This is a genomic window from Bombella pluederhausensis, assembly GCF_026385525.1.
Lineage (GTDB): Bacteria > Pseudomonadota > Alphaproteobacteria > Acetobacterales > Acetobacteraceae > Bombella > Bombella pluederhausensis.
The window spans coordinates 50,420-76,696 of record NZ_JANIDY010000004.1; the positions used below are offsets into that span (position 1 = coordinate 50,420).

Here is a 26,277-nt window from a genome sequence, read left to right on the forward strand (position 1 = left end):
ACTCATTCCCTGCGAGGTCCCTGAGTGCGCAATCACGGCGATTTTCTTTTTACTTCTGAATCCGTTTCCGAAGGTCATCCCGACAAGGTGGCAGACCGTATCTCCGATACCGTCCTTGATGCCTATCTTGAAGCCGACCCAGAAGCCCGTGTAGCCTGTGAAACGCTGGTTACCACCAACCGGGTCATCCTTGCCGGTGAAGTCCGTGGCCCCAAGGCCGTGGAAGACACCCTGATTGACCGTGCCCGTCAGGCCATCAAAGACATTGGCTACGATCAGGAAGGTTTCTCCTGGAAGCACGCTGACATCACTTCCTTCCTCCATGCTCAGTCCGCCGACATCGCTGTCGGTGTGGACAGCGCAGGCGACAAGGACGAAGGTGCGGGCGATCAGGGCATCATGTTCGGTTTCGCTACACGTGAAACGGAGGAGCTGATGCCCGCTCCGCTCTTTTATGCCCAGAGCATCCTTGAGCGCATCCGGGACTACCGCAAGCAGGGTGATGCCCGTGGCGTTGGCCTGCTGCCTGATGCCAAGAGTCAGGTGACGCTGCGCTATGTGGATGGCAAACCTGTCGGTGCCACGTCCGTGGTTGTTTCTACGCAGCATGTCGAAGGGATGCGTCAGAACACCATCCGTGAGATGGTGCGTGAAACCGTTCGTGAGGTCCTGCCGGAAGGCTGGATGTGCCCGGAACATGAATTCTACGTCAACCCGACCGGCAACTTCGTCATTGGCGGGCCGGATGGTGATGCCGGTCTGACAGGCCGCAAGATCATTGTGGACACCTATGGCGGTGCTGCCCCTCACGGTGGTGGTGCTTTCTCCGGTAAGGACCCGACCAAGGTGGACCGTTCCGCTGCCTATGCCGCCCGCTACCTCGCCAAGAATGTGGTCGCCGCCGGTCTGGCGGACCGCTGCACCATCCAGCTCAGCTACGCCATCGGTGTTTCCCGTCCGCTCTCCGTCTATGTTGATCTGGACGGCTCTGGCAAGGATGTGGATGAAGTCCGCCTCGGCTCTCTGCTGAACGAGATCGTGGACCTCTCCCCCCGTGGCATCCGTGAACGCCTGCGTCTGAACCGCCCCATCTACGCCAAGACGGCGGCTTATGGTCACTTTGGCCGTATCCCAGACCCGGCTCTGGACAACTTCACATGGGAGAACACAGACTTGGCCGAGCAGCTCAAGAGCGCTCTCAACCGCTGATCTCTCCTTTTGGGGGGCGTGAAAACACCCTCCAGCTTTCAGGCCCCTTCCCTGCCCGCATGATATGCGCCAAGGGCGGGGCTTTTTGCCATTTTCAGACTGTGTACCGACCGTTGCTTGACGACCTCAAACCCCAGCCCGAACGTCTCTATGGCCGCCAGCGTGGCCATCCTCTCCGCCCCCGCCAGCAGCGCCTGCTGGATGAAGCTTTGCCCCGTGTGCATTTCCGCAACATGGCAGAACCGCTGAAAGGCTTTGGCAAGCCCGTCTCCCAGCTCTTTCTGGAAATCGGCTTTGGCGGTGGGGAACATGCATTCGATCAGGCCGCCCAGAACCCGGATACTGGCTATATCGCCTCAGAAGTGTTCGATAACGGCGTCTGCTCCCTGCTCTCCCGCATCATCCCGGAAGGTGAGGAAGCCATCGCTCCCGGCCCGGACAATCTGCGCCTCTGGGCAGAAGATGGCCGCCAGCTTCTGAAGGGCCTGCCCGATGGCTGTCTGGACCGTGCCTATCTGATGTTCCCGGACCCGTGGCCCAAAGCCCGCCATACCAAACGGCGCTTCATCCATCCGGAAAACATCAGGCAGATGGCCCGCCTCCTGAAGCCCGGGGCGCACTGGCGTGTCGCCAGTGACCATCCCGTCTATCAGGAATGGGTCACAGAAGTGATGGGCCAGCAGGACCTTTTCGAAGCCCCCGCCCCCGCATTGGAACGGCCTGAAGGCTGGTCCCCCACCCGCTACGAGGCTAAGGCCTTCCGTGAAGGACGGCAGCCTTTTTACTGGACCTTCACACGGAAAGGGTGAGATACCTCCCCCCGTACAGCTTCATGTTTCAGGTAGCCCGCAGGAGTACGCCATGACACAGCCACAGAGCGATAACACCGCCATTGAACGGGAAGAAATGGCCTTTGATGTTGTCATCGTGGGTGGGGGGCCTGCGGGTCTGACCGCTGCCATCCGGCTGCGCCAGAAAAATCCGGACCTCTCCGTCTGCCTGTTGGAAAAAGGCAGTGAAGTCGGTGCCCATATCGTTTCCGGGGCCGTGCTGGAACCCACAACACTGGCCGAACTCTTTCCAGACTGGAAAGAGCGAGGTGCCCCGCTGGACACACCCGTCAGCAGTGAAAAACTGCTCTTTCTGACCGAAAAAGCAGCGCTCCCCGTCCCGGCCCTGCATCTTCTCATGCCGCAGATGGATAACCGGGGGAATTACGTCATTTCTCTCGGAGCCCTCTGCCGCTGGCTGGGCGAACAGGCCGAAGCTCTGGGCGTGGAAATCTATCCCGGTTTCGCCGGGGCAGACCTGTTCATGGAAGATGGCAAAGTCTGCGGTGTCATCACGGGTGACATGGGCGTGAACCGCAAAGGCGAGGAAAAGCCGGATTACATGCCGGGCATGATCCTGCGGGCAAAACAAACCATTCTGGCCGAAGGTGCACGAGGCTCCCTGAGCAAAAAGGCCATGGCAGCTTTTGACCTCCGCAAGGATGCCGACCCACAGACATTCGGCCTTGGCATCAAGGAAGTCTGGGAAATCCCGGCAGAGAAGCACCGCCCCGGTTTCGTGCAGCACAGCTTCGGCTGGCCGCTGGATACACAGACCTATGGCGGGGCCTTCCTCTATCATTTCGGGAAGAATCTCGTTTCCTATGGGTTCATTACCGCTCTGGATTACCGCAATCCATGGCTGTCCCCTTTTGAGGAAATGCAGCGCACCAAGCAGCACCCGGCCTTCCGGGAGCATTTTGAAGGCGGACGCCGCATCATTTACGGGGCACGGGCCATCTCCGAAGGCGGCGTGCAGTCCCTGCCTCACCCGGTTTTCCCCGGTGGTGTGCTGACAGGCGATTGCGCCGGCTTCCTCAACATGCCCAAGATTAAGGGCATCCATACCTCCATGAAGTCCGGCATCATCGCTGCCGAGGCCGTGATGGAAGCCATCCAGAATGAGCAGCATGAAGCCCGTTCCTACATGGAACGACTCAAAAGCTCATGGCTGTGGAAAGAGCTGCACGCTGCCCGCAATATCCGTCCGGCCTTCTCGCATTGGGGGATGCTGGGCGGTGCCCTCTATAGCGGGATCGACAGCATGATCTTCCGTGGTCAGGCACCGTGGACACTGCGTCACCGCCATGCTGACAACCAGACCCTGCTCCCTGCCGATAAAGCCCCGAAGATCAACTACCCCAAGGCCGATGGCAAACTGACCTTCAACCGGGCCGAGTCCGTCTTCCTCAGCAATCTCAGCCATGATGAAGATCAGCCTGTGCATCTGAAAGTGCAGGACATGGCCACATGGAAGGCCACAAACCTTGACCGCTTTGCCGCACCGGAGAGCCGCTACTGCCCGGCCGGTGTCTATGAAACCAGCGAGACGGATGAGCTGGTCATCAATGCGCAGAACTGCGTGCATTGCAAAAGCTGCGACATCAAGGACCCGGAACAGAACATCAACTGGTGTACACCAGAAGGCAGTAGCGGGCCGAACTATCCTTCCGGGATGTGACTTTTAGGATAAAAGCGGATAGTCTGACTCCAGTTTTACTTTGAGCCGCGACAGCAACAAAGGATGACCATGAAGGTTCTTGTCCCCGTCAAAAGGGTTGTTGATTACAACATCAAGCCGCGTGTCGCGGCTGATGGTAGTGGTGTCGAAACGCAGGGCGTGAAAATGTCCATGAATCCGTTCGACGAAATTGCACTGGAAGAAGCTCTGCGCCTGCGTGAAAAAGGTCAGGCTGACGAGGTGGTTGCTGTCTCCATCGGTCCGCAGGTGGCTCAGGACGTGCTGCGTACGGCCATGGCCATGGGCGCAGACCGTGCCATCCTCATCCAGACGGATGCCGAGATTGAGCCCCGTGTCGTCTCCAGCCTTCTCAAGGCGGTTGTGGAGAAAGAACAGCCGGGTCTTGTCTCCATGGGCAAACAGGCCATTGATGATGACATGAACGCCACCGGCCAGATGCTGGCGGCCCGTCTGGGCTGGCCGCAGGGAACCTTCGCCAGCAAGGTGGAGATTGCCGATGGCAAGGTCGAGGTCGCCCGTGAGGTCGATGGCGGGACAGAAACCGTCTCCCTCACCCTACCTGCCGTCATCACGGCGGACCTGCGCCTGAATGAGCCACGCTACGCCTCCCTGCCCAACATCATGAAGGCCCGCAAGAAGCCGCTGGAGACGATTGAAGCCGCCTCCCTCGGCGTGGACCTGACACCCCGCCTGAAGATCGTCAGCGTTGCTGAACCGCCGGAACGCAAGGCCGGTGTCATTGTGGAAACAGTGGATGAGCTGGTCGAGAAGCTCAAGACAGAAGCGAAGGTGATCTGATGACCGCACTTGTTCTGATCGAAATCGAGAACGGCAAAGTCCGTCAGGCTTCCCGTTCTGCCATTGCTGCGGCCTCCCGCTTTGGTGAGGTTGATGCCCTGCTTCTGGGTGAAGCCGGTGCCGAAGCCGCCAGTAAATTGGCTGGCATCCGCAAAGTGCTGCATGTCCCGGCCCTGAAGCACGCTCTGGCCGAACCTGCTGCTGCCCTGCTGGCTGGTCTGGCTGGCTCCTACAGCCATGTCCTGTCTGCTGCCTCCTCCAGCGGCAAGAATATCCTGCCCCGTCTGGCTGGCCTGCTGGATGCACAGCCGATCTCTGACGTGATCGCCATTCAGGATGAGTCCACCTTCGTGCGGCCCATCTATGCGGGCAACGCTCTGGCGACCGTGCAGTCCAGCGACAGCGTCAAGATCATGACCATCCGCTCCTCCAGCTTCGACCCCGTGGCTGAAGACGGCGGCAGTGCCCCGGTCGAGGTTCTGGATGCTCCCGCAGAGGATGGGAAAAGCAGCTTCATAAGGCTGGATCAGAGCCAGTCTGACCGGCCTGAGCTGGAAGTGGCCCGTGTGGTCATCTCCGGTGGTAAGGGCCTTAAAGATGCCAGCAACTTCCATACCCTTCTGGAACCAGTGGCTGACAAGCTGGGCGCAGCCATCGGGGCTTCCCGTGCGGCTGTAGATTCCGGCTTTGCCCCGAACGAGATGCAGGTGGGTCAGACCGGCAAAGTCGTGGCGCCTGAACTCTACATTGCCACGGGTCTCTCCGGGGCCATCCAGCATCTCGCCGGGATGAAGGACAGCCGTGTGATCGTGGCCATCAACATCGACCCTGAAGCCCCCATCTTTAAGGTGGCGGATTACGGCATGGTGGGGGATCTCTTTGAGATTCTCCCGGCTCTGGCAAAAGCCCTCTGACAGCCTGCCGCTTTACGCAAAAGCCCGCTTCCCAGAACAGGGAGCGGGTTTTTGCATATCTGGACCCTCTACCCGTAAGCAAAGCTTCATTTTTCTGTAAAAACAGGCCGATTGCCCCTTGCGCCTTTCCCTGAGGAAGGGTAGGAATGGCCCCAGAAAGTCGGAGTGTAGCTCAGCCTGGTAGAGCACTGTGTTCGGGACGCAGGGGCCGGAGGTTCGAATCCTCTCACTCCGACCATTTCCCCCTAAAATTGTTCAAAGAGTTGTCTTCTCAGGCCGGACCGTTATGTGTCTGGATATTCATGAAGATTTCGGTCTTTTTACAAAAAAATGTGATCGCCCATAAGGCGATTACTCACCATCCCATACCCTATAGCCGAAAGACGATTGATGTTCTTTCCATTATAGGGGAAGGCAGGCCTTGTCTTTCATCATGATGGACCCATCATGTATGCTTTGCAAAGCAAGACCCTGTGTTTTCACCCGCCTCTGTGCAAGGATCATCTCATGACCCGCAAACTCTATTCTCTCATCGCCGCTGCCGTACTGGCTGGCTCTGCTGCTCCAGCCATGGCTGAGCCCGGTGGCTGCCTGAAATACGGTGCAGCTGGGGCTGTCGCCGGTCATGTTGCCAATAAACACACCGTGATGGGCGCTGTAGGTGGCTGCGCTGTTGGCATGTATCAGCGCCACAAATACCGCAAGAGCATCGCCGAGAAAGCAGCCCTGTGGGACAAAGAGCACCCTGCAGACAGCAAGCAGAACGGCTCTGGCTGGTGGCAGAAGAATCACTCCAACGCTGCCAATGTGCAGAAAGCCCAGTGGTATGATGCCGAGCACCCGAATGGCGATGCTCAGGCCTCTCACTAAGGGCTAATTGTTCCTTCGTGAACAAAGAAAACCCGGCCAAGTATGGCCGGGTTTTTTCATGTTCAGACTCCCGGTTTCCTTCTTAAAACTGGAACCCCTTAATGGCCTGACGAGACAGGGTCTCCAAAAGCGTAACAGCCTCTGGGGCATCATTCAGGCAAGGAATGAAGGCAAATTCCTCACCGCCTGCTTCCATGAACTCCTCACGGACTTCACGACCAATTTCATCCAGCGTTTCGATACAGTCCGCCATGAAGCCGGGCATAATGACGGCAATTTTCGTGATTCCCTGCTTCGGCAGAGCGGAAATATAAGGCGCCGTGTAGGGTTGCAACCATTCCATCGGTCCAAAGCGAGACTGGAAGGTCAGAGGAACCTCCTCCTCACTCAGTCCCAATGCCGCCGCCAGAGCCTTGGTTGTACGGACACATTCATCCCGATAGGAATCACCTTTCTCCACGAACTCCTTCGGCAAACCATGATAGGACGCTACAAGACGCTGCGGCTTAAAGGACAGCCCTTCATAAACCCGGCGTACTGATGCCGCCAGAGCCTCAATAAACTGCGGATGATCGGGGAAAGATGGCACTGTCAGCACCGAAGGCTGACGCCGCAGACGCATCAACGCACGGAAAAGCTGGTCATTCGCCGTTGCGGTAGTCGTTGCTGAATATTGCGGATAAAGCGGAATATGAACGATACGATCACAACCCTGATCCATCAGTTCCGCCAGAGCCTGCTTTACGGAAGGCGTGCCATAGCGCATCCCCCAGGCCACCGGGATTCCGTCTGGTGCCAGACGCTCCGCCAGCCCTTCCGCCTGCTTGCGGGTAAAGACACGTAAAGGAGATGCATTCTCCTCCTTGTCCCAGATGCGGGCATAGTTAGCGCCACTGGCAGAAGGCCTGCGGGCCAGCACCAGCGTATTGAGAATCGGCTGCCAGATGAGCGGATGGGCCTCAATCACCCGGCGATCTGAAAGAAACTCCTTCAGATAGCGGCGGACAGAGAAATAACCCGTATCATCTGGCGTACCGAGATTGACGAGAAGAACACCAACCCGCCCCCCGGAGGGAACAGGCGTGCGAGGAGGCGTGTAAGTGAAATAAGACATAGCTCATCCACTATGGAGACAGCACCGCCTTTTGGAAAGAGGATTTCACTTACACTCTTTTACAGGCATAATTTATGAAAAGGCTCTCCCCATAAGGAAGAACCTTTCCAAAAAGTAACACTGTTTACGCAGGCTCCTCAGACCGGGGAACCGGCTGCCAGAGCGGAGAGTCCTTGCCGATCAGATGCTGCTCATCAAGGCTCTCAGCAATCTGCACGGCATTGAGGGCTGCCCCCTTACGAAGATTGTCCGACACACACCAGAAGGCCAGACCATTCTCCACGGTCGGGTCGATACGCAGGCGAGACACATAGGTGTCATCCTCACCTACGCATTCAATCGGGGTGACATAACCGCCATCTTCCCGCTCGTCCCGCAGGATAACACCCGGAGCCTTACGCAGGGCTGCACGGGCCTTTTCCAGATCAACCGGCTTCTCGCACTCAATGCTGATAGCCTCGGAATGGCCGATAAAAACCGGCACACGCACGCAGGTGGCAAACACCTTGATATCCGGGTCCAGAATCTTGCGGGTCTCGACCGCCATCTTCCATTCTTCCTTGGTAGAACCATCTTCCATGAAGCGGTCGATATGCGGAATCAGGTTGAAGGCGATCTGCTTGGTGAACTGGGCAACAGTCGGCGGGTCATTTACGAAGCTGCCCTTCGTCTGGCTGAACAGCTCATCCATGCCGGACTTTCCAGCCCCGGACACGGCCTGATAGGTGGACACCACAACACGCTTGATACGGAACAGATCGTGCAGCGGCTTCAGCGCCACCATCATCTGGGCCGTGGAACAGTTAGGGTTGGCAATGATGCCCTTACGGGCCTTCTTCAGGGCAGCGGCATTCACTTCCGGCACCACGAGCGGCACACCCGGCTCCATACGGAAATGAGATGTATTGTCCACAACCAGACATTTCGCTGCAGCAGCCTTAGGCGCATATTTGGCAGACACCGCCCCACCGGGGGAGAACAGGGCAATATCCCAGCCCGTAAAATCGAATGTCTCCAGATTCTGAATTTTCAGAACCTTCTTCTCACCAAAGGACACTTCACGCCCAGCGGACCGGGCAGAGGCCAATGCCACGATGTCATCCACCGGGAACTGACGTTCTGCCAGCGTCTTCAGAATCTCACGCCCGACAGCCCCCGTAGCCCCAACGACTGCAACCCTGTAACCCATTCTCTCATTCTCCCTCAGGCGGGACACATCCCGCCCTGTCTTATTCAGAACCCATCCGGGCCCCATTATATAAGGATTGTCATTACCCGATGAAGGGCCACCGCTTGCAAAAGGCAGAAAAACGATGACGCATCAGCTCATACCGGGCCCGACCATCCTGCGCCATGTAATTAAGCTGCACCGTATAGCGTGGCCCTACATAAGGGCGATGACCATGCCATGTATCCGGTCCGTTCGGGAAAATGACCAGCGTTCCCCCTACCGGAGGGACTTCACTGGCATAGTCCTCCACATCATCCGGCCCGTTAAGAAAGCGCAGGCAGCCCCCCTTATGATCCCAGTCCTTTGCGGGGTCATTCAGGTAAAGCAGGATAGTCACACGCTTGGAGGCACTATCCCTATGGATGCGCCCGTCCTTGGCTCGTGTCTGGCCACGCATCGTCACCATGCTGGGCGCAGACCGTACATCCAGCCCAAATTTCTCCGAAACAATCTCTTTCAACTGCGGCCCGGCAAACTCCTCCATCATGGCTTTCAGCTCCGGATGCAGCTTCAGCGCCCCGATGGGGAAAGACCCGCCCGCCTGTATCTCCGGCAACAACGAGACCACACGAGCAAGAGACGGCCCTGTGAGAAAATCCGGCACCACGATGTGAGGACATGGCCCCTGCCGGACCATGACCTGCCTTACGGCCTCATAATTCAGAGAAATTGCGCTCATAATGGCCGCCACGCTACCGCTCCCCGTCAGGGCAGGCAAGCCGTCCTGATATGTCTGACGACAAGGTGAGGGAAGATTTTGCCTTCACGGCATGATCGGTTAAAAATACGCTCCCAGCGAGGCAAGAAGGAAAGATGCCATCATGACGGGCTCACCGAACCATCAGAATGCGATCAATGGCGAGAATATCGCCTATCTCGGTGAGCTATACGCCCAATGGCTGAAAGACCCTGCCGCCGTTCAACCCGAATATGACACGCTGTTCACCACCATGGGCGACCCCACGGGAGATGAAACAGCCACACATGGCCCTGCCTCAGAGGCTGACCTGCGTGATGAACGGCTGAAGGAAGCCTTCCGCCTCTGTGGTCATCTTCAGGCAGAGCTGGACCCACTAGGCCTGCGCCCTGCCCGCCAGATTGATGCCCTCACCCCCGACAGCCGGACAGACCCCGCCCTGCTCGCCCGCCTGAAACGGGCCTATTGCGGACCGATCGGGGCTGAGTTCATGCATCTTCAGGACAGCCAGCAGCGGCAATGGTGGATCGACCGTCTGGAAGAAAAACCGGCAACGGCCCTCCCCCTCTCGCAGGAACGCATCCTGAGCCTGCTGACCCATGCGGAAGGTTTCGAGACCTTCTGCCAGCAGCGTTTCACCGGGATGCGCCGTTTTGGTCTTGAAGGTGGGGAAAGCCTGATCGTTGCCCTTCAGGCCCTGCTGAATGAAGCGGCACGGGATGGCGTACGCTCCATCTCCCTCGGTATGCCCCACCGGGGGCGGCTGAATGTCATGGCCAACATTCTGCGCAAACCCTATGCAGCCATCTTCAGCGAATTTGCAGGCAAGGCTTTCTATCCGGAAGGCATCCGGGTGTCCGGTGACGTAAAATATCATCTGGGCACCACGACCACCATCCGTCAGGGCCGCAACGAGATCCGCATCTCCCTCCTGCCCAACCCTTCCCATCTGGAAGCCGTGGACCCGGTCGTGCTGGGCCGTGTCCGGGCCGATCAGGATAAGGACAAGGATGAAGACCGCCAGAAACATCTGGGCATTCTCGTGCATGGGGATGCCGCCTTTGCCGGTCAGGGCGTGGTGTATGAGACGCTCCAGCTCTCCCAGCTGGAAGGCTACCGCACAGGTGGGACGGTGCATCTTATCATCAACAATCAGGTCGGTTTCACCACCAGCCCGAACTCTGCCCATTCCGGCATCTGGAACACCGATGTCGCCAAGACGGTGCAGGCCCCTATCCTGCATGTGAATGGCGACAACCCGGAAGCCGTGGCCCGCTGTGCCGCTCTGGCCCATGAATGGCGGAAAACCTTCGCCAGCGACATCGTGGTGGACATCATCAGCTATCGCCGTCATGGCCATAACGAGACGGATGATCCCGCCTTCACGCAGCCTGCGATGGTGCAGACCATCAGCCAGCACCCGACATTGCGTACCCTCTACGCCAAGAAAATTCTGGCCGAGACGGACATTCACCCTGCCGAGGTGGATGCCCTCTGGGATGATGTGCAGTCCCAGCTTCACCGGGCCTTTGAAGAGGCCGACACCTACCAGCCGGACCCGACCGACTGGCTGGATTACAGCCCGCAGGACCCCACCCGCCTGTTGGATACGCCAGAACGCATCCAGCCCATGACAGGCGTACCCCTGCCCCGACTCCAGCAGGTTGGTGAGGCCATGACGGCCATTCCAGCGGATTTCACTGTCCATCCCCGTCTGGCCCGTCAGCTTAAAGCGAAACAGACCATACTCGCCGAGGGTGGCCCTGTGGACTGGGCTACGGCAGAAGCCCTCGCCTTCGGCACACTGGCCCTTGATGGCCACGCCATCCGCCTCTCCGGGCAGGATTGTGGACGAGGCACCTTCAGCCAGCGCCATGCTGTACTGACGGACCAGCATACAGGCCATCATTATACACCACTGGCCCATATCGCCCCCCGACAGGCCCCCGTGAATGTATGGAACTCTCCCCTCTCCGAATATGGCGTGATGGGGTTTGAATATGGCTACTCACTGGGCAACCCGGATGCGCTGGTCCTGTGGGAAGGGCAGTTTGGTGACTTTGCCAATGGGGCGCAGATCATCATCGACCAGTTCCTCGCTGCCGGGGAAACAAAATGGCTACGAACATCTGGCCTGACCCTTCTCCTGCCCCATGGCTATGAAGGCGCAGGGCCGGAACATTCCTCCGCCCGACCGGAGCGTTTCCTTCAGCTCTGTGCCGAGAACAACATGCGGGTCTGTATGCCCTCCAGCCCGGCGAGCTTCTTCCATCTGCTCCGGCGACAGATCGCCCGCCGTTGCCGCAAGCCGCTGATCGTCTTCAGCCCCAAATCGCTCCTGCGGCACAAGCAGGCCGTCTCCCTGCTCAGCGATATGGGGCCACAGACACGCTTCATGCCCGTCATTGCTGATGCAGCCTGCACGGCTGGAGCAAAACGGGTCATATTGTGCAGCGGCAAAGTCTATTACGACCTGCTCCAGAAACGGGATGAAGCTGGACTGAAACACTGCGCCATCATCCGGCTGGAGCAGCTCTATCCCTTCCCCCATCACGCCCTTGCCGAGGAGCTGGGCCACCACCCGCAGGCAAAGGACATCATCTGGTGTCAGGAAGAGCCGGAAAATGGCGGGGCATGGCAGTTCGTGGACAGACGCATCGAAGCCTGCCTGCGTGAAGCGGGCCATACCTGTACTCGTCCTCATTATGCCGGACGCAAAGCCTCCGCCTCCCCAGCGACCGGATTACCAAGCATCCATCAGGCCGAGCAGGAAACACTCGTCCGGCAGGCTCTGGGGCTGGAAGCGGCTCCCACAACCATCGACTGATCCTTCATTCAGAACGTAAAGACACACATCATGCCAGCAGATACATCCATCACCAGCCAGCTCAATTCCCTCCGCACCGGGCCGGATGAACGGGGTCATTTCGGAATTCACGGGGGCCGTTTCGTGGCCGAAACCCTCATGCCCCTGATGCTGGAACTGGAAAAAGCCTACAACCACGCCAAAACTGACCCGCAGTTTCAGGAGGAGCTGGATTATTACCTCCGCCATTATGTGGGGCGCCCCAGCCCCCTCTGGCACGCAAAAAGACTGAGCGAAACACTCGGTGGGGCGCAGATTTACCTCAAACGGGAGGAGCTGAATCATACAGGCTCCCACAAGCTGAACAACGTGATGGGACAGATTCTTCTGGCCCGCCGCATGGGCAAGACCCGCATTGTGGCCGAGACCGGGGCCGGACAGCATGGCGTAGCCACCGCCACCGTCTGCGCCCTTTTCGGGCTGGAATGTGAAATCTACATGGGGGCCACCGATGTGGAGCGACAGAAGCCCAATGTCTTCCGCATGCATCTGCTGGGGGCCAAGGTACATCCCGTCACGGCGGGGGCTGGCACACTGAAAGATGCCATGAATGAGGCCATGCGGGACTGGGTAGCCAATGTGGAGAACACCTACTTCCTTGTCGGCACGGTTGCCGGGCCGCACCCTTACCCGGCCATGGTGAGAGACTTCCAGTCCATCATCGGGACGGAAGCCCGTGAGCAAATACAGGAACAGACAGGCCGCCTGCCGGATGCCGTCATTGCCGCCATTGGGGGCGGGTCCAACGCCATGGGTATCTTCCATCCCTTCCTTGATGATGCCGATGTCCCGCTTTACGGCGTGGAAGCCGCTGGTCTGGGACTGGATAGTGGCAAGACAGCCGCCTCCATCGCTCGTGGCAAGCCCGGCGTCCTACATGGCAACCGCACCTATCTGCTTCAGGATGACCACGGGCAGATCACGGAAGCCCATTCCATCAGTGCCGGGCTGGATTATCCCGGTATCGGGCCGGAACATTCATGGCTCAACGACATTGGCCGGGTAAACTATGTCAGCGCCACGGACCAGCAGGCCCTTGAGGCATTCCAGACCCTCACAAGGCTGGAGGGCATCATCCCGGCACTGGAAAGTGCCCATGCCGTGGCCCATGCCATCGTGATGGCCCCGACCATGAAAAAAGACCAGACCATCATCGTCAATCTGTCTGGCCGGGGGGACAAAGATGTCCCCACCGTTGCGGCCCATCTGGGCGTGAAACTGTAAGGAGAGCCACCATGAGCCGCATCAAAGCCTGTTTCGACCGCCTGAAAAAAGAGGGGCGTGGTGCCCTGCTTCCCTATCTGGAGGCTTTCGACCCGGACCGGGAAACCTCTCTGGCCCTGCTGCGCCAGATGCCCGAGGCCGGGGCCGATCTCATTGAAGTCGGTGTGCCTTTCTCCGACCCCTCTGCCGATGGCCCGACCATCCAGCTCGCCGCCCAGCGGGGCCTGAAGGCCGGAGCTACACTGAAGGGCGTTCTGGACCTCATCCATGAATTCCGGAAAGAGAATGACCACACACCCATCATCCTGATGGGCTACTACAACCCGATTGACCGTTACGGTGTGGAGCGCTTCTGCAAGGATGCCCGTGCCGCCGATGTGGACGGGCTGATCGTAGTGGACCTGCCGCCTGAGGAATCCGAGGAGCTGGCCCCCTATGCCAGAGCGGAAGGGCTGGACATGATTACCCTGACCGCACCCACCACACCGGATGACCGGCTGAAAGCCATCCTCAAGGATGCCAGCGGCTTCGTCTATTATGTAAGCATCACGGGCATCACCGGCACACGCAGCGCTACGGAAGATCAGCTAAAAGCCGCCATGACCCGCCTGAAGGCTGCAACAGACCTCCCTGTCGTGGCCGGTTTTGGCATCAGCACACCGGAACAGGCCCGCATTGCCTCCCGCATCAGTGACGGGGCGGTGGTGGCGTCCGCCATCATCAAGGACATGGCCGCCACCTATGATGAACACGGCCACGCCACCGCCAAAAGCCTCCCCACAGCACTGGATAAAATCCGCTCTCTGGCCAAGGCCGTGCGGGGCTAAGAACAGACAGCACAAAGAAAAACCCCCGGCCTTCTGACCGGGGGCTTCCCTGATTGCATCTTTCGCAGGATGTGTCCTGAAGGATCAGGATTTCAGCCAGCGGCCAATGGCGCAGAGGCCAGCCAGAGCGGCCACGATCACACCACCCCACAGCAGCGTGTGACCAACACACTGACAGCGGCTCTTGGGCTCTTTCAGCTCTTTACCGAGGGAGTTGACAGTTTCCTGAGCCTGCTTGGCATATTTATCTGCCTTAGCCTTCAGCTCGTCCGGATTGATGACCTGCTCAGCCTTGGCTTTGAGTTCATCGACATTGATAGCGTCTGCCATGAGGTTATCCTCCCTGAAACCTGTTTCCTCCACCATCACACCGGATAGCGACCATTTCAACAGGTTAAATCTTACGTTTCCGTCAGAAAAATACTGACTGCCGGTAAACATAGCACTGATATTCCAGCCGATGAGCACTTTCCTTTCATGGGAGAGTCTCCTTTTCTGCATATGTCAGCCATCATGATGCCATAGGAACCCTTTTGCATCGGGTTCATTCTATCTAGATACTGTTCCCCTGCTTGCACTGGCCCTCTGGCCAGTCTCATCGCAGCCTCCATCACACCAAGGGACGCCGTTCATGACTGCCACGCCACCCTTCCTGACTCTCCCCATTGAAGGGATGAGCTGCGCTGCCTGCTCCATGAGGGTGGAAAAAGCCTTACAGGACGTTCCAGGAGTCCGGACAGCCCGTGTCAATCTGGCAACCGGCACAGCACAAATCACAGGCACAGCCACGCATGAGGCCCTCATCATTGCCGTGGAACAGGCAGGCTACAGCGTTCCAACTCCCCCCATCCAGCTAAAAATCGGCGGGATGAGCTGCGCTGCCTGCTCAGTACGGGTCGAAAAGACCCTGAAGGATCTTCCGGGCGTCAGGACAGCCCATGTCAACCTGACAACCGGCATAGCCCGGATCACGGGTACAGCACCTGCCCAGACACTCATCCACGCCGTACGGCAGACCGGATTTGAAGCAGATGCCATAGAGCAAAATAACGAACGGGACGCCATTCAGGAACATCAGACCCGGATGGTGCAGGAACTCCGTAACCTGAAACGGGACCTCCTCTTTTCCTTCATTCTCTGGCTCATCATCATGGCCATGGAACACGGGCCTGCCCTCATCCCCACTCATCTGCATGCCATACTGCAATGGGCACTGGCCAGCATCGCCTTGCTGGGGCCGGGGCGGCGTTTCTACAAAGCGGGCATTCCAGCCCTGCTGCGCCGCCACCCCAACATGAACTCCCTTGTCTCATTGGGGACTGGGGCCGCCTATCTCTATTCCAGCCTTGTCGTCTTCTTCCCCTCCCTCATGCCGGAAGGGACGCAGCATCTCTATTTCGAGTCCGTTCTGAGCATCATCACACTGGTGCTTCTGGGGCGGTTTCTGGAAGCCCGTGCAAAAGGCCGCACCTCCGCTGCTCTTGAGAAGCTGACACGCCTCCAGCCGCAGGAAGCCCATCTCCTTACCGATGGCCAATGCCGTGACGTGCCAATTGCACAGATACAGCCAGACGATCTCCTCCTCATCCGCCCCGGTGAGCGGGTGCCGCTGGATGGTGTGATTCTGGAGGGAGAAAGCCATCTGGACGAATCCCTGCTGACGGGAGAACCCATGCCCACCCTGCGCCGGTCGGGTGACATGATTATCGGCGGGACTGTTAATCAGGAAGGCGCTCTCACTGTTCGTGCCACGGCTACCGGAGCCGACACCATGCTTGCCCGTATCATCAGCATGGTAGCGCAAGCACAGGCGGGAAAACTGCCCATCCAGTCCCTTGTGGATAAGGTAACGCTCTGGTTTGTCCCGGCCATCATCCTGCTCGCTGCACTGACCTTCTGCCTCTGGCTGGTGCTGGGGCCACAGCCTGCGCTGGGTTACGCCGTTGCCAACACCATCGCCGTGCTGATTGCCGCCTGCCCCTGCGCCATGGGCCTCGCTACCCCTACGGCCATCATGGTCGGTACGGGCAAAGCGGCGGAAATGGGGATTCTGTTCCGCAAGGGGGAAGCGCTCCAGACACTGGGAAGCGCCCGTCTTGTAGCGTTTGACAAGACCGGCACACTGACATGCGGACAACCACGCCTGACAGACATCTATCTTCTGGACAAAACAACGCCAGAAATACCCGTCAGGGCGACTGAGAATCACCTTCTGGCCCTCGCTGCCGCCGTGGAACGTCAGTCAGATCATCCAATGGCCCTCGCCATCGTCAGAGCGGCCGAGGAGCGGAGTCTGCCCCCCGCCACGGTCGGCCATGCCCGCACGATCGCAGGACGAGGCATCGAAGCGCAGGACGAACATGGCAAGAGCCTGCATATCGGCAGCCGTGCCTACATGAAGACGCTTGGCGTCTATAACGCAGAGGCAAACCGTATTGCCGATTCCCTCAGCCAAAAAGGTGCCTCCCCGCTCTATATGGTTCATGATGGAAAACTGGTTGCCCTCATGGCCATTACCGACCCCGTTCGCCCTTCCGCCGTAAAAGCCATCACAGCCCTGAAGCTCAGAAATATCCGGACAGCCATGATTACCGGCGATATTGAGGCCACAGCCCAGCACATCGCCCATCTGACAGGCATAGAGGACGTCATCGCTCAGGTCATGCCGCAGGAGAAAGGCAATGCCATCAAGGACCTACAGAAGATTCATGGTTCCGTGGCCTTCATAGGGGATGGCATCAACGATGCCCCGGCACTCGCACAGGCCGATACGGGGCTGGCCATCAGCCACGGTACGGATATTGCCATAGAAGCAGCCGACCTTGTCCTGACAGGCGAGAACCTGATGAGCGTGCCTAATGCCATTACCCTCTCACGGGCAACGCTGACCATCATCCGGGAAAATCTTTTCTGGGCCTTCGCCTATAATATCGTGCTGCTGCCCGTAGCCGCCGGACTTCTCTATCCCTTTACCGGTACGCTCCTGTCGCCCGCCCTTGCGGCCGGGGCCATGGCCTTCTCCAGCATTTTCGTGCTGTGCAACACCTTGCGGCTTCTACGTTTCCGCCCTGTCGGGCAGGCAGATACCCCTGCCGGGAATGGCTGAAAAACATCTGGGGAGATAGCCCCTCCCCAGACAAAACAAGCCCGTCAGTCTGCCAGCACGGCGGCCAGAGCCTCTACAACGGGCGGCAGATTGCGCTCATTCAGCCCTGCCATACAGACACGGCCACTACGCAGCACATAAACGCCATGCTCCTCCCTCAAACGATCCACCTGAGCGGGAGACAGCTTCATCATGCTGAACATGCCACGCTGCTTCAGCAGATAGCGGAAATCCTGCCCCGGAAGACGGGCCGAAAGCTGCTCATGCAGCGTTTTACGCATCACCCGGATGCGGGCACCCATGGCCGCCACTTCTTCCCGCCAGAGCTGGGATAGACCCTGATCCCCCAGAACAGCATTCACAAGCTGCGCTCCACGAACGGGCGGGCTGGAATAATTCCGCCGCACCGTCACTTTGAGCTGGCTCAGCACACGTTCCGCCGTGTCCCTGTCCCGGCACACAACCGACAATGCCCCGATCCGGTCTCCATACAGGGAGAAAATCTTAGAGAAAGAGTTGCTGAGCAGAAACTCCATTCCCGCATCCACAAGGGCACGGACAGCATAGACATCATCTTCCAGCCCGCTGCCCAGCCCCTGATAGGCAAGGTCCAGAAACGGGATCAGTTTCCGCTCTTTCAGGACTGCCACCAGTTCATCCCACTGCCTGTTCGTCAGGTCAGCACCTGTCGGGTTGTGACAGCACGGATGCAGAAGCACGACATGACCTTCCGGAATCTGACGGAGACAGGCCATCATGGCCTCAAAATCCACACCGCCCGTTGCCGGGTCGAAATACGGATAGCTGTGCGTCTTGAAACCAGCCCCGGAAAAGATGGAAATATGATTTTCCCATGTCGGATTACTGACCCACAATTCAGCCTGCGGAAAATAACGGTGCAGGAAATCAGCCCCAATCTTCAGCGCACCAGACCCGCCAAGGCTCTGCACCGTGGCAATACGGCCTGACTGCACGGGTTCGCTGCCACGGCCAAAAAGCAGATGCTGGACAGCCTGCCTGTAGGAGGCCAGACCTTCCATCGGCAGGTACAGGTCGGGTCTATCCTGCTGGCCTGCCAGCGTCTCATAAGCCTTACGGATGCAGGCAAGCTGCGGCACATGACCTGCTTCATCATAATACAACCCGATGCTGAGATTGACCTTCTTCGCCCGATCATCCCGCTTGAAATCTTCCACCAGAGAAAGGATCGGATCCCCCGGAGACAGCTCAACAGACTGGAACATGGGCATCATCATCCTTTCTTCATGCTGCCATTGCGTGGGCCCTGCGGGCCGTAATCATAGTCCGCCACGACCATGCCGAACTTCTTCAAAGCTTCCGGAGCATCCATCTCCGGCAGAAGCACCTCAATAAATACGGCACGGTCGACTGTTTCCGCCTGCTTCAGGGCGTCTTCCAGTTCGCTGACCGTTTCCACCACAAGAGACAGAGCCTTATCATCACGGTCAAACGCACGGGGCAGGTCCGCATAGCGCCAATTGGCAATGTCATTATACTGGGAGCGTTCCCCCAGAATCAGACGTTCGATCGTATAGCCCCGGTTATTGAGCAGGAACATGATGGGCTTCTGATTATGGCGCAGAATGGTGGAGAGCTCCTGCACGGTCAGCTGAAAAGACCCATCCCCGATGAAAAGCACATGGCGTCTCTCCGGGCTGCCACACTGAGACCCGAACAGGGCGGGCAACGTATACCCGATTGCCCCCCAGATCGGCTGGGAAATGTAATGTGTGTTCTTGGGGAAAGGCGTGCCCAACAGAGCCGTATTACTCGTCCCAGCCTCACCAATCACAACATCCCCTTCCTTCAGGAAGCGGGCCACACGGGGCCAGAGCATATCATGAGTGAGACGGTCCCCAGCCTCACCGGGCAGGGACGGTGCGGACACAGCCGGACGGGACGGCAACGTACGGGAGGATGGCTTCACCTGCGCCAGAAGGGCCTTCAACACCGCTCCGACAGGGGCCGCCGGAATGGAGCGCCCCGCCAGACTGACCTCATAAGCCAGAAGATTGATGAACGAATCGGGCTGAATATCATGCGTGAAGAAGCCCGTATTGATCTCCGTAAAACGCAGGCCAATACCGATCACACAATCAGACTGACTGACCAGCTCCCTGATATCCGGGCGACTGGCCCCACCGACATATCCGCCCAGATAATAGGGGGCTGTCTCATCCAACACCGCCTTGGCTGGAGCCGCAGCCAGACAAGGAATGGCACAGCGCTCGGCCAGTTCAGCAATCGCCCCAGCAACGCCAAAGCGATCGGCATCAGAATCGAGAATCATGACCGGAGACCGGGCCGCCGCCAAACGTGTGGCAATATGACTGGCCGCCAGCGCTACCTGTTCGGCATCACCCTGCGGGTCTGCAAAGACAAACGGTGCATCAGGCACTTCAATGCTCAGATGGGTGATGTCAGAGGGGAGCTGAAGATGAACGGGCCGCCGTTCCCGCCAGCAGGCCTGAAGAACACGGTCAATCTCGAACACAGCATTTTCTGGCGTCAGACGTGCCTGAGCAACCGTATATTCCGCCATGCACCGCCCGATATTGCCATAGCCACCATCGCCAAGCGTATGATGCAACAAGGCACGCCCCTCCACTGCATGCAGCGGCGGAATCCCCGTAATATGCACAAAGGGCACACGCTCGGCATAGGCCCCGGCAATACCACTGATCGCCCCGAGATCACCCACGCCAAAGGTCGTCAGCAGGCCACACAGGCCAGACGTACGGGCATAACCATCTGCCGCATAAGCGGCATTCAGCTCGTTACAGTTCCCGATGAAGGTCAGGGACGGATCAGCCTCCACCTGCTCCAGAAAGGACAGGTTGAAATCCCCCGGAACACCGAAAAGATGGCTGATTCCTGCCTCAGAAAGGCGGCGGGCCAGATAGGCCCCAATCTGCATACGCATGGTCAACTCCTGAAAGCCTCAGAAAGGCGGCACGGACCGGATTATCCAGTCTGGGGCAGGAGGATAGAAACCCCATACCGCAGAAAGCTCCTTTTAATATCTGATCATACCGTGTTTCTCATGCGCCCTGTGTGCAAATAGAGTATAGATCATCCCATACTCTGCACGGATCATGCATGGATGTGCGTTTTATGGATCATCTTGACTGGAAACTTCTTGCCGCCCTGCACCGCAACGGACGGCTGACCAACCGGGAACTGGGCGATACCATTGGTCTCTCCCCGTCTCAATGTTCCCGCCGCCGCCTCATGCTGGAGAAGGCTGGAATCATCCGGGGCTATGGTGTCACGCTGGACACGCAGGCCATGGGGCTGAGCGTGATGGCCTTCGTGCAGATCATCATAAAAGATCATGCTGCCGGGGCGTTCGAGCGCTTTCAGGCTCTCATAAACAGCATCCCCATCATTCAGGAGGCTCATGCCGTCAGCGGCGATGCCGATTATATCCTCAAAGTCGTGACGAAAGACCTGCCCAGCCTCTCCGCCTTCGTTACAGACCGATTACTGGCACATGATACAATCGGCCATGTTAAATCCTACATTGCCCTGCGCCCCCTGAAGACAGACAGCCCTTTACCGCCATTCATGCCCTGAAAAACGGCCGCACCGCCACGAACTCGCCCTTCTGCAAAAGAGAAAGCTGGCATCTTCCAGCAAGCCCGGATAAAGTCCCCCCACCTGTGATACCCCTTCCGGTCAGTGCCACGGTGCCCTCCTCTGCGGAGGCTCCCTGATCCTGCACGACAGACTGGCAGGCATGGGACCACCTGATGATGCACCACTGCTGGAGAGTGAACAGAACACCATGAGCTGGCTGACCGAACATGTCCGTCCCAAATTGCGGAGCCTGCTACAGAGGGATGTGCCAGATAATCTCTGGACCAACTGTGAATCCTGCTCGCAGATGATGCTCACCAAAGAGCTGACCCGCAAAAAGAAGGTCTGCCCCCATTGCGGGCACCATATGAAGGCCTCAGCCCATGAGCGCATGAAATGGACCTTTGATGAAGGGCACTATACCACCATCGAGCTCCCTGCCGTGCCCGCAGACCCGCTGCATTTCCGGGATTCCAAGCGCTATACGGACCGGCTGAAAGCAGCCCGCTCCAAATCCAGCCTTGAGGACTCCCTGCTTGTCGCTCATGGCAAGATTGGCGGGAAAGAAGCTGTTGTAGCTGTCATGGCGTTCGAGTTCATGGCCGGGACAATGGGCAGCGCCCTTGGGGAAGCCTTTCTGGCCGCCTGTCGTCTGGCCATTCTCCAGAAAGCCCCGCTCATCATCTTCACGGCTTCCGGCGGCGCTCGTATGCAGGAAGGTGTCGTCAGCCTGATGCAGATGCCCCGCACGACCATCGGCGTGGAAATGCTGCGTGAGGCAGGCCTGCCCTATCTGGTCGTCCTTACCAACCCGACAACAGGCGGCGTATCGGCCTCCTTCGCCATGCTGGGCGACATCCACATCGCCGAGCCCAATGCCCTGATCGCCTTCGCTGGCCCTCGTGTCATCCGTGATACAGTGCGTGAAGAACTGCCTGAAGGTTTCCAGCGCTCTGAATATCTGAAAGAACACGGCATGGTGGACCTCATCGCCACCCGTGACGAACTCCCCGCCCTGCTCGGGCGGCTCATCGGCATGCTGACCCCTGCTGCCGACAAGGCTGCGGCTCCGTCAGATAGTGCCGCATCCTGAGTCCTGTCCCCGCCCTGTTGCTGCCACCCCGGCGGCAGGCAGGGCGGATAGGCTCATCCAGTTTCCCCCCTTCTGAGACAACCGGATTACACGATCATGGCAACAGGCCAGCAGACCAGTACCCCGCAGGGTGAATTCCACGGGCGGACGGGTGAGGTGGTGCGCCGTTTGCAGGAACTGCACCCCAAGCTGATTGACCTCTCGCTGGACCGGCTGGAAATCCTGCTGGCCCGCCTCGGCCACCCGGAACGCTCCCTTCCCCCAACCATCCATGTGGCGGGCACCAACGGCAAAGGGAGCACCTGCGCCAATCTGCGGGCCATCGGGGAAGCAGCAGGCCTGAAGGTCCATGTCATGACCAGCCCGCACCTGCTGAGCGTGACGGAACGCTTCCGGCTGGCCGGTCAGCTCGTCAGTGAGGACCAGCTTGTCGCCACATTGGAAGAAATCGAGCAGGTCAATGATGGGGCCCCCATCACTGTTTTCGAAGTCCTGACAGCCGCCGGTTTCCTGCTCTTTTCCCGTGTTCCGGCCGATCTTCTGGTTCTGGAGGTCGGGCTTGGGGGGCGGTTTGATGCCACCAACGTGATTCCCACCGCACGAGCCTGCGTCATCACCTCCATCAGTCTGGATCATCAGGGCTTTCTGGGGGACGATCTGGCAGGCATTGCCCGGGAAAAAGCGGGCATCATCAAGCAGGGCGTGCCGGTTTTCGTGGCCCCCCAGCCTGAGCATGTCATGGCGGCCATCCGGGACATTGCCGATGCCCATAAAGCCCCCCTCTACCGACTGGGACACGAATTCACCATTGCCCCGCAGGGTGATGGCCTCCGCTATCAGGACGAGACCGGCAGCCTGACCCTGCCTGCCCCGGCCCTGCATGGCCCCCATCAGGCGCAGAACTCTGCCCTCGCCGTGGCAGCCCTCCGCCATGCCGGACTGAACCTGCCAGACACGGCCTTTGCCGGTATTGGTAACACCTACTGGCCTGCCCGCCTCCAACCCCTGCATGGCACACTGACACATGACATGCCCTCCGACTGGGAGCTGATCCTTGATGGCGGCCATAATCCCGGTGCGGGCACCGCTCTGGCTGATGTCCTCACAACGTGGCAGGACCGCCCTCTGCATCTCATTGTCGGGCTGAAGGATAGCAAGGACGTACAGGGCTTCCTCCGCCCACTGATCCCTCATGCCACCTCCATACAGGCCGTGGCCGAAGACGGGCAGCATCTGGCCATGCCAGTTCAGACCATTCTGGATGCCGCAAAGGCGGCAGGTGGCACGGCCCACCCCGGGCCGGACATTCGTACCGCCCTGAAGCGCCTGCGTGAGGAAGCCGGAGACAATCCCGCACCGGCCCGGGTGCTGATCTGCGGCAGTCTCTATCTGGCAGGCTGCGCTCTGGCTCTGGATGGCGCCACACCCCGCTGATCTGCCTTCAGGCCATATGATGACCATAAAAGCCGGGCCACCATGCCCGGCTGAGGCCCGCCTGCGCCTCCTGCCCCTACAGGCACTGTCCCCATAACGGAGTAAGAACACACCATCATGAGCGACCAGACGACTCCCACTCCGCCAGCCAGCAAAACGGACAGCAGCCCCTTGCAGGACCTTCTCCAGCGTACCCCTCCGGCCAATCTACAGGCCGAACAGGCTCTGCTGGGGGCGATCCTGACCAATAACAAGGCGTATGAAAGCGTATCGGACTTCCTTCATGCGTCCCATTTCGCCGATGCCGTTAATGCCCACATCTATGAGCTCATCACCAGACGTATTGAGCGGAATGGGGGCAAAGGCACCATCGACATCATCACCATGCAGAGCGATTTCGAGGCGAGCCCCATCATAAGCGCTGCCGGGGGTGCTGAGTATATCGCCAAGCTGCTCAATGCCATGGTGGGGATCGTCAATGCCCGTGATTACGGGCAGGTCATTCATGACTGCTGGGTCCGCCGCCAGCTCATCGGCATCGGCACAGATATCGTCAATAACGCTCATGGTGCCCGCCCTGATCTGGACGGGCCAGACCAGATTTCCGCCTCGGAAGAAGCCCTGTTCAATCTGGCTACAGACAAGGGGCAGGAAGGCGGCTTCCTTGTTTTCTCCAAGGCTCTGAAAAAGGCTCTCGACATTGCCGATCAGGCCTATCAGCACACAGGGGATATTGTCGGCCTGACCTCCGGCCTGCGGGACTTCGACAAGAAAACCGGCGGGTTACACCCTTCCGACCTACTGATCCTTGCTGGCCGTCCCGCCATGGGTAAGACAGCCCTCGCCACGAAAATCGCTTTCTCCGCCGCCCAGTCCCTAATGAGGGAAGCGGAGGAAAAAGGCGATAGTAAACCCCGTGGCAGTGTGGCCATTTTCTCGCTGGAAATGTCCGCCGAACAGCTCGCCACCCGTATCCTCTCCGAACAGGCTGAAGTCTCTGGTGAACGCATCCGCCGGGGCGATGTCGGGCCCAAGGAGTTTGACCGCTTTGTCCGTGTCGCCACGGAGCTGCAACGCCTGCCGCTGCATATTGACGACACGCCTGCCATTTCCCTCTCTGCCATGCGGACACGCTGCCGCCGTCTGGCCCGCACGCAGGGGCTAAGCCTTGTGGTGGTGGACTATCTCCAGCTCATGCGTCCCGCCGTGGGGACAAGACCCGACAGCCGTGTGCTGGAAATCTCGATGATTACGCAGGGGCTCAAGGCCATCGCCAAAGAGCTGGAAGTGCCCGTCATTGCGCTTTCTCAGCTTTCCCGTCAGGTGGAATCCCGTGACGACAAACGCCCGATGCTCTCCGACCTACGTGAATCCGGCTCCATCGAGCAGGATGCTGATGCCGTCATGTTCGTCTATCGTGACGAATATTACCTGCAACAGCGCAAACCCAAGGAAGCCTCCTTCCCCAGCCCGGACAAGTATCAGATCGCCCTTGAGGAATGGCAGCGGAAAATGTCCCTCGTCCATAACAAGGCCGAGCTGATTCTGGAGAAACAGCGTCACGGGCCAACCGGCACTGTTCATCTCTACTTTGAAGGTGAGTTCACTCGCTTTGGCGATCTGGATACCTTCCACGAGTAACCATCATCATGGGGGCCGCAGCCCCCTTACCCCCTCACTCGTGAGGTTTATCCTCTAGCGGTGGGGTGATGACAGCGGCAGGTGTGGCAGCGATGACCTCCGGTGTGGGCTTGCGCCGCCACCACCAGCCACGATGCAGCATCTTCTCAAAGCGGATCTTCTGCCGCAGCCAGTTCAGCATCCCGGAAAGGGTAACAACGGCAATCCCAATCCCATCCCACATATCCACGGGCTGGTTAAAGATGAAGTAGCTGAAGGCCACGATCCAAACCATCTGGCTATATTGCGGCAAGGCCACACGGTTCGCCGGAGCAATGGAAGCTGCCAGCATGAGCAGAAGCTGTCCCGCCGCTGCCAGAAAGCCATAACCGAACAGCAGCAGCCAGTCATTCAGCCCATGCGGCATGACAAAATGCTGCGCCATCAAAATACCATCCCCGACCAACGGCCCGAACAGGCTGGACCCATACAGAGTCAGACGGGAGGTTTCCTTACCTGCAAAACGATAGGCAATCACACTCACGGCAGACGCCATCGCCACCACAATGGCACAGACATGGCCAAACTGAAGGGCCTTCACGCCGGGGCGAAGGACGATCATCACACCAGCAAAGCCCATCAGAACCGACAGCCATGCCCAACCCGTCACCTGCTCCTTGAGGAACAGCACGGACACGATGGTGACAAAAAACGGCATCAGGAACATCAGTGAAAGAGCTTCCGGCATGGGCAGAAGCATGAAAGCCTCCACACTGCCCGCCGTGGCCACAAACACCGCCGCTGCCCGCACAAGCCAGAGCCACGGATGACTGGAGACAACCAGAATCTTGTAGGATTCATTTGGCCGCTTCAATAGCGGCACGATCAGCAACCCGAATACGCCCCCGAAGAAAGCGACCTCAAAAGGGTCCAGCCGACCGGCCAACCCCTTGGAACAGGCGTCACTGATGGAAAAAAACGCATATCCTATGAGGGCCAGCACAATGCCCGATGTAAACAGTATCTTCCTCATGTAATCCCGGTCCCCGATGCTTTGCCGTTACTGCGCTGCCTCAAGGGTAAGGGGTAACCTGGCAAAAAGAAACCGTTCAATCCCATCTCTACAGAATGGCAGGCTTGTG

21 protein-coding genes and 1 tRNA gene are annotated in these 26,277 nt (G+C 58.7%); 15 read left to right on the plus strand and 7 right to left on the minus strand.

Annotated features, from left to right (window positions below; genetic code table 11):
• The first annotated feature begins 24 nt into the window (after positions 1-24).
• From metK to NQF86_RS07970, 7 genes are all read left to right on the plus strand, one after another.
• Entirely contained in the window at positions 25-1,209 is a 1,185-nt protein-coding gene (gene metK / locus NQF86_RS07940) for a methionine adenosyltransferase (protein WP_266117110.1), read from the plus strand.
• 59 nt (positions 1,210-1,268) lie between these two features.
• Positions 1,269-2,018 (plus strand): tRNA (guanine(46)-N(7))-methyltransferase TrmB, encoded by a 750-nt coding sequence (trmB, locus tag NQF86_RS07945; protein WP_266117209.1) that lies wholly within the window; start codon positions 1,269-1,271, stop codon positions 2,016-2,018.
• 52 nt (positions 2,019-2,070) lie between these two features.
• A complete protein-coding gene (locus NQF86_RS07950) occupies positions 2,071-3,720 on the plus strand; it encodes an electron transfer flavoprotein-ubiquinone oxidoreductase (RefSeq protein WP_266117111.1) in 1,650 nt (549 codons plus the stop codon).
• A gap of 69 nt (positions 3,721-3,789) precedes the next feature.
• Positions 3,790-4,539, plus strand: coding sequence for an electron transfer flavoprotein subunit beta/FixA family protein (locus tag NQF86_RS07955; protein WP_266117210.1), 750 nt, complete (start codon positions 3,790-3,792; stop codon positions 4,537-4,539).
• Complete coding sequence (locus NQF86_RS07960) at positions 4,539-5,453, plus strand: electron transfer flavoprotein subunit alpha/FixB family protein (protein ID WP_266117112.1); 915 nt, start codon at positions 4,539-4,541, stop codon at positions 5,451-5,453. Before NQF86_RS07955 ends, NQF86_RS07960 begins: the two co-directional genes overlap by 1 nt.
• A 161-nt stretch (positions 5,454-5,614) precedes the next feature.
• Positions 5,615-5,691, plus strand: a tRNA-Pro gene (locus NQF86_RS07965).
• 269 nt (positions 5,692-5,960) lie between these two features.
• The gene (locus NQF86_RS07970) at positions 5,961-6,323 is read left to right on the plus strand and encodes a hypothetical protein (RefSeq protein ID WP_266117113.1); all 363 of its coding nucleotides are present in this window, start codon (positions 5,961-5,963) and stop codon (positions 6,321-6,323) included.
• Positions 6,324-6,405: 82 nt separating this feature from the next.
• Here NQF86_RS07970 and hemH read toward each other — a convergent pair whose 3' ends face one another.
• The 3 genes from hemH to NQF86_RS07985 all read right to left on the minus strand — a co-directional run bounded on the left by hemH (position 6,406) and on the right by NQF86_RS07985 (position 9,347).
• Positions 6,406-7,437 (minus strand): ferrochelatase, encoded by a 1,032-nt coding sequence (gene hemH / locus NQF86_RS07975; protein ID WP_266117114.1) that lies wholly within the window; start codon positions 7,435-7,437, stop codon positions 6,406-6,408.
• Between the two features lie 124 nt (positions 7,438-7,561).
• A complete protein-coding gene (locus NQF86_RS07980) occupies positions 7,562-8,626 on the minus strand; it encodes an aspartate-semialdehyde dehydrogenase (protein ID WP_266117115.1) in 1,065 nt (354 codons plus the stop codon).
• Positions 8,627-8,708: 82 nt separating this feature from the next.
• Positions 8,709-9,347, minus strand: a complete 639-nt coding sequence (locus tag NQF86_RS07985; protein ID WP_266117116.1) for a 2OG-Fe(II) oxygenase family protein — start codon at positions 9,345-9,347, stop codon at positions 8,709-8,711.
• 142 nt (positions 9,348-9,489) lie between these two features.
• On the opposite strand from NQF86_RS07985, the gene NQF86_RS07990 reads away from it, so the two are divergent.
• Genes NQF86_RS07990 through trpA form a run of 3 tightly spaced genes read left to right on the plus strand, consistent with a single transcriptional unit; the run spans position 9,490 to position 14,282 of the window.
• Positions 9,490-12,192 (plus strand): 2-oxoglutarate dehydrogenase E1 component, encoded by a 2,703-nt coding sequence (locus NQF86_RS07990; protein ID WP_266117117.1) that lies wholly within the window; start codon positions 9,490-9,492, stop codon positions 12,190-12,192.
• Between the two features lie 30 nt (positions 12,193-12,222).
• Positions 12,223-13,455 carry a tryptophan synthase subunit beta gene (trpB, locus tag NQF86_RS07995; RefSeq protein WP_266117118.1) on the plus strand — a complete coding sequence of 411 codons (1,233 nt, stop codon included), beginning with the start codon at positions 12,223-12,225 and terminating at the stop codon, positions 13,453-13,455.
• Positions 13,456-13,466: 11 nt separating this feature from the next.
• Positions 13,467-14,282 carry a tryptophan synthase subunit alpha gene (gene trpA, locus NQF86_RS08000; protein ID WP_266117119.1) on the plus strand — a complete coding sequence of 272 codons (816 nt, stop codon included), beginning with the start codon at positions 13,467-13,469 and terminating at the stop codon, positions 14,280-14,282.
• Between the two features lie 84 nt (positions 14,283-14,366).
• Here the strand turns inward: trpA and NQF86_RS08005 are convergent, their stop codons facing one another.
• Positions 14,367-14,612 carry a hypothetical protein gene (locus NQF86_RS08005; protein WP_266117120.1) on the minus strand — a complete coding sequence of 82 codons (246 nt, stop codon included), beginning with the start codon at positions 14,610-14,612 and terminating at the stop codon, positions 14,367-14,369.
• 301 nt (positions 14,613-14,913) lie between these two features.
• Between NQF86_RS08005 and NQF86_RS08010 the strand changes: the two genes are divergently transcribed.
• Positions 14,914-17,388, plus strand: a complete 2,475-nt coding sequence (locus NQF86_RS08010) for a heavy metal translocating P-type ATPase (RefSeq protein WP_266117121.1) — start codon at positions 14,914-14,916, stop codon at positions 17,386-17,388.
• 44 nt (positions 17,389-17,432) lie between these two features.
• Here the strand turns inward: NQF86_RS08010 and NQF86_RS08015 are convergent, their stop codons facing one another.
• Entirely contained in the window at positions 17,433-18,632 is a 1,200-nt protein-coding gene (locus NQF86_RS08015) for an amino acid aminotransferase (RefSeq protein WP_266117122.1), read from the minus strand.
• A gap of 8 nt (positions 18,633-18,640) precedes the next feature.
• A complete protein-coding gene (locus NQF86_RS08020) occupies positions 18,641-20,332 on the minus strand; it encodes an alpha-keto acid decarboxylase family protein (RefSeq protein ID WP_266117123.1) in 1,692 nt (563 codons plus the stop codon).
• Between the two features lie 191 nt (positions 20,333-20,523).
• Here NQF86_RS08020 and NQF86_RS08025 point away from each other — a divergent pair, with 191 nt between their 5' ends.
• The 4 genes from NQF86_RS08025 to NQF86_RS08040 all read left to right on the plus strand — a co-directional run bounded on the left by NQF86_RS08025 (position 20,524) and on the right by NQF86_RS08040 (position 25,156).
• Positions 20,524-20,985 carry an Lrp/AsnC family transcriptional regulator gene (locus NQF86_RS08025; RefSeq protein ID WP_266117124.1) on the plus strand — a complete coding sequence of 154 codons (462 nt, stop codon included), beginning with the start codon at positions 20,524-20,526 and terminating at the stop codon, positions 20,983-20,985.
• A 211-nt stretch (positions 20,986-21,196) separates the two neighbouring features.
• The gene (gene accD / locus NQF86_RS08030; RefSeq protein WP_266117211.1) at positions 21,197-22,081 is read left to right on the plus strand and encodes an acetyl-CoA carboxylase, carboxyltransferase subunit beta; all 885 of its coding nucleotides are present in this window, start codon (positions 21,197-21,199) and stop codon (positions 22,079-22,081) included.
• A gap of 96 nt (positions 22,082-22,177) precedes the next feature.
• The gene (locus tag NQF86_RS08035) at positions 22,178-23,515 is read left to right on the plus strand and encodes a bifunctional folylpolyglutamate synthase/dihydrofolate synthase (RefSeq protein WP_266117125.1); all 1,338 of its coding nucleotides are present in this window, start codon (positions 22,178-22,180) and stop codon (positions 23,513-23,515) included.
• A 117-nt stretch (positions 23,516-23,632) separates the two neighbouring features.
• The gene (locus tag NQF86_RS08040; RefSeq protein ID WP_266117126.1) at positions 23,633-25,156 is read left to right on the plus strand and encodes a replicative DNA helicase; all 1,524 of its coding nucleotides are present in this window, start codon (positions 23,633-23,635) and stop codon (positions 25,154-25,156) included.
• Positions 25,157-25,190: 34 nt separating this feature from the next.
• Here the strand turns inward: NQF86_RS08040 and NQF86_RS08045 are convergent, their stop codons facing one another.
• Positions 25,191-26,168 (minus strand): DMT family transporter, encoded by a 978-nt coding sequence (locus tag NQF86_RS08045; protein WP_266117127.1) that lies wholly within the window; start codon positions 26,166-26,168, stop codon positions 25,191-25,193.
• Positions 26,169-26,277: the final 109 nt, after the last annotated feature.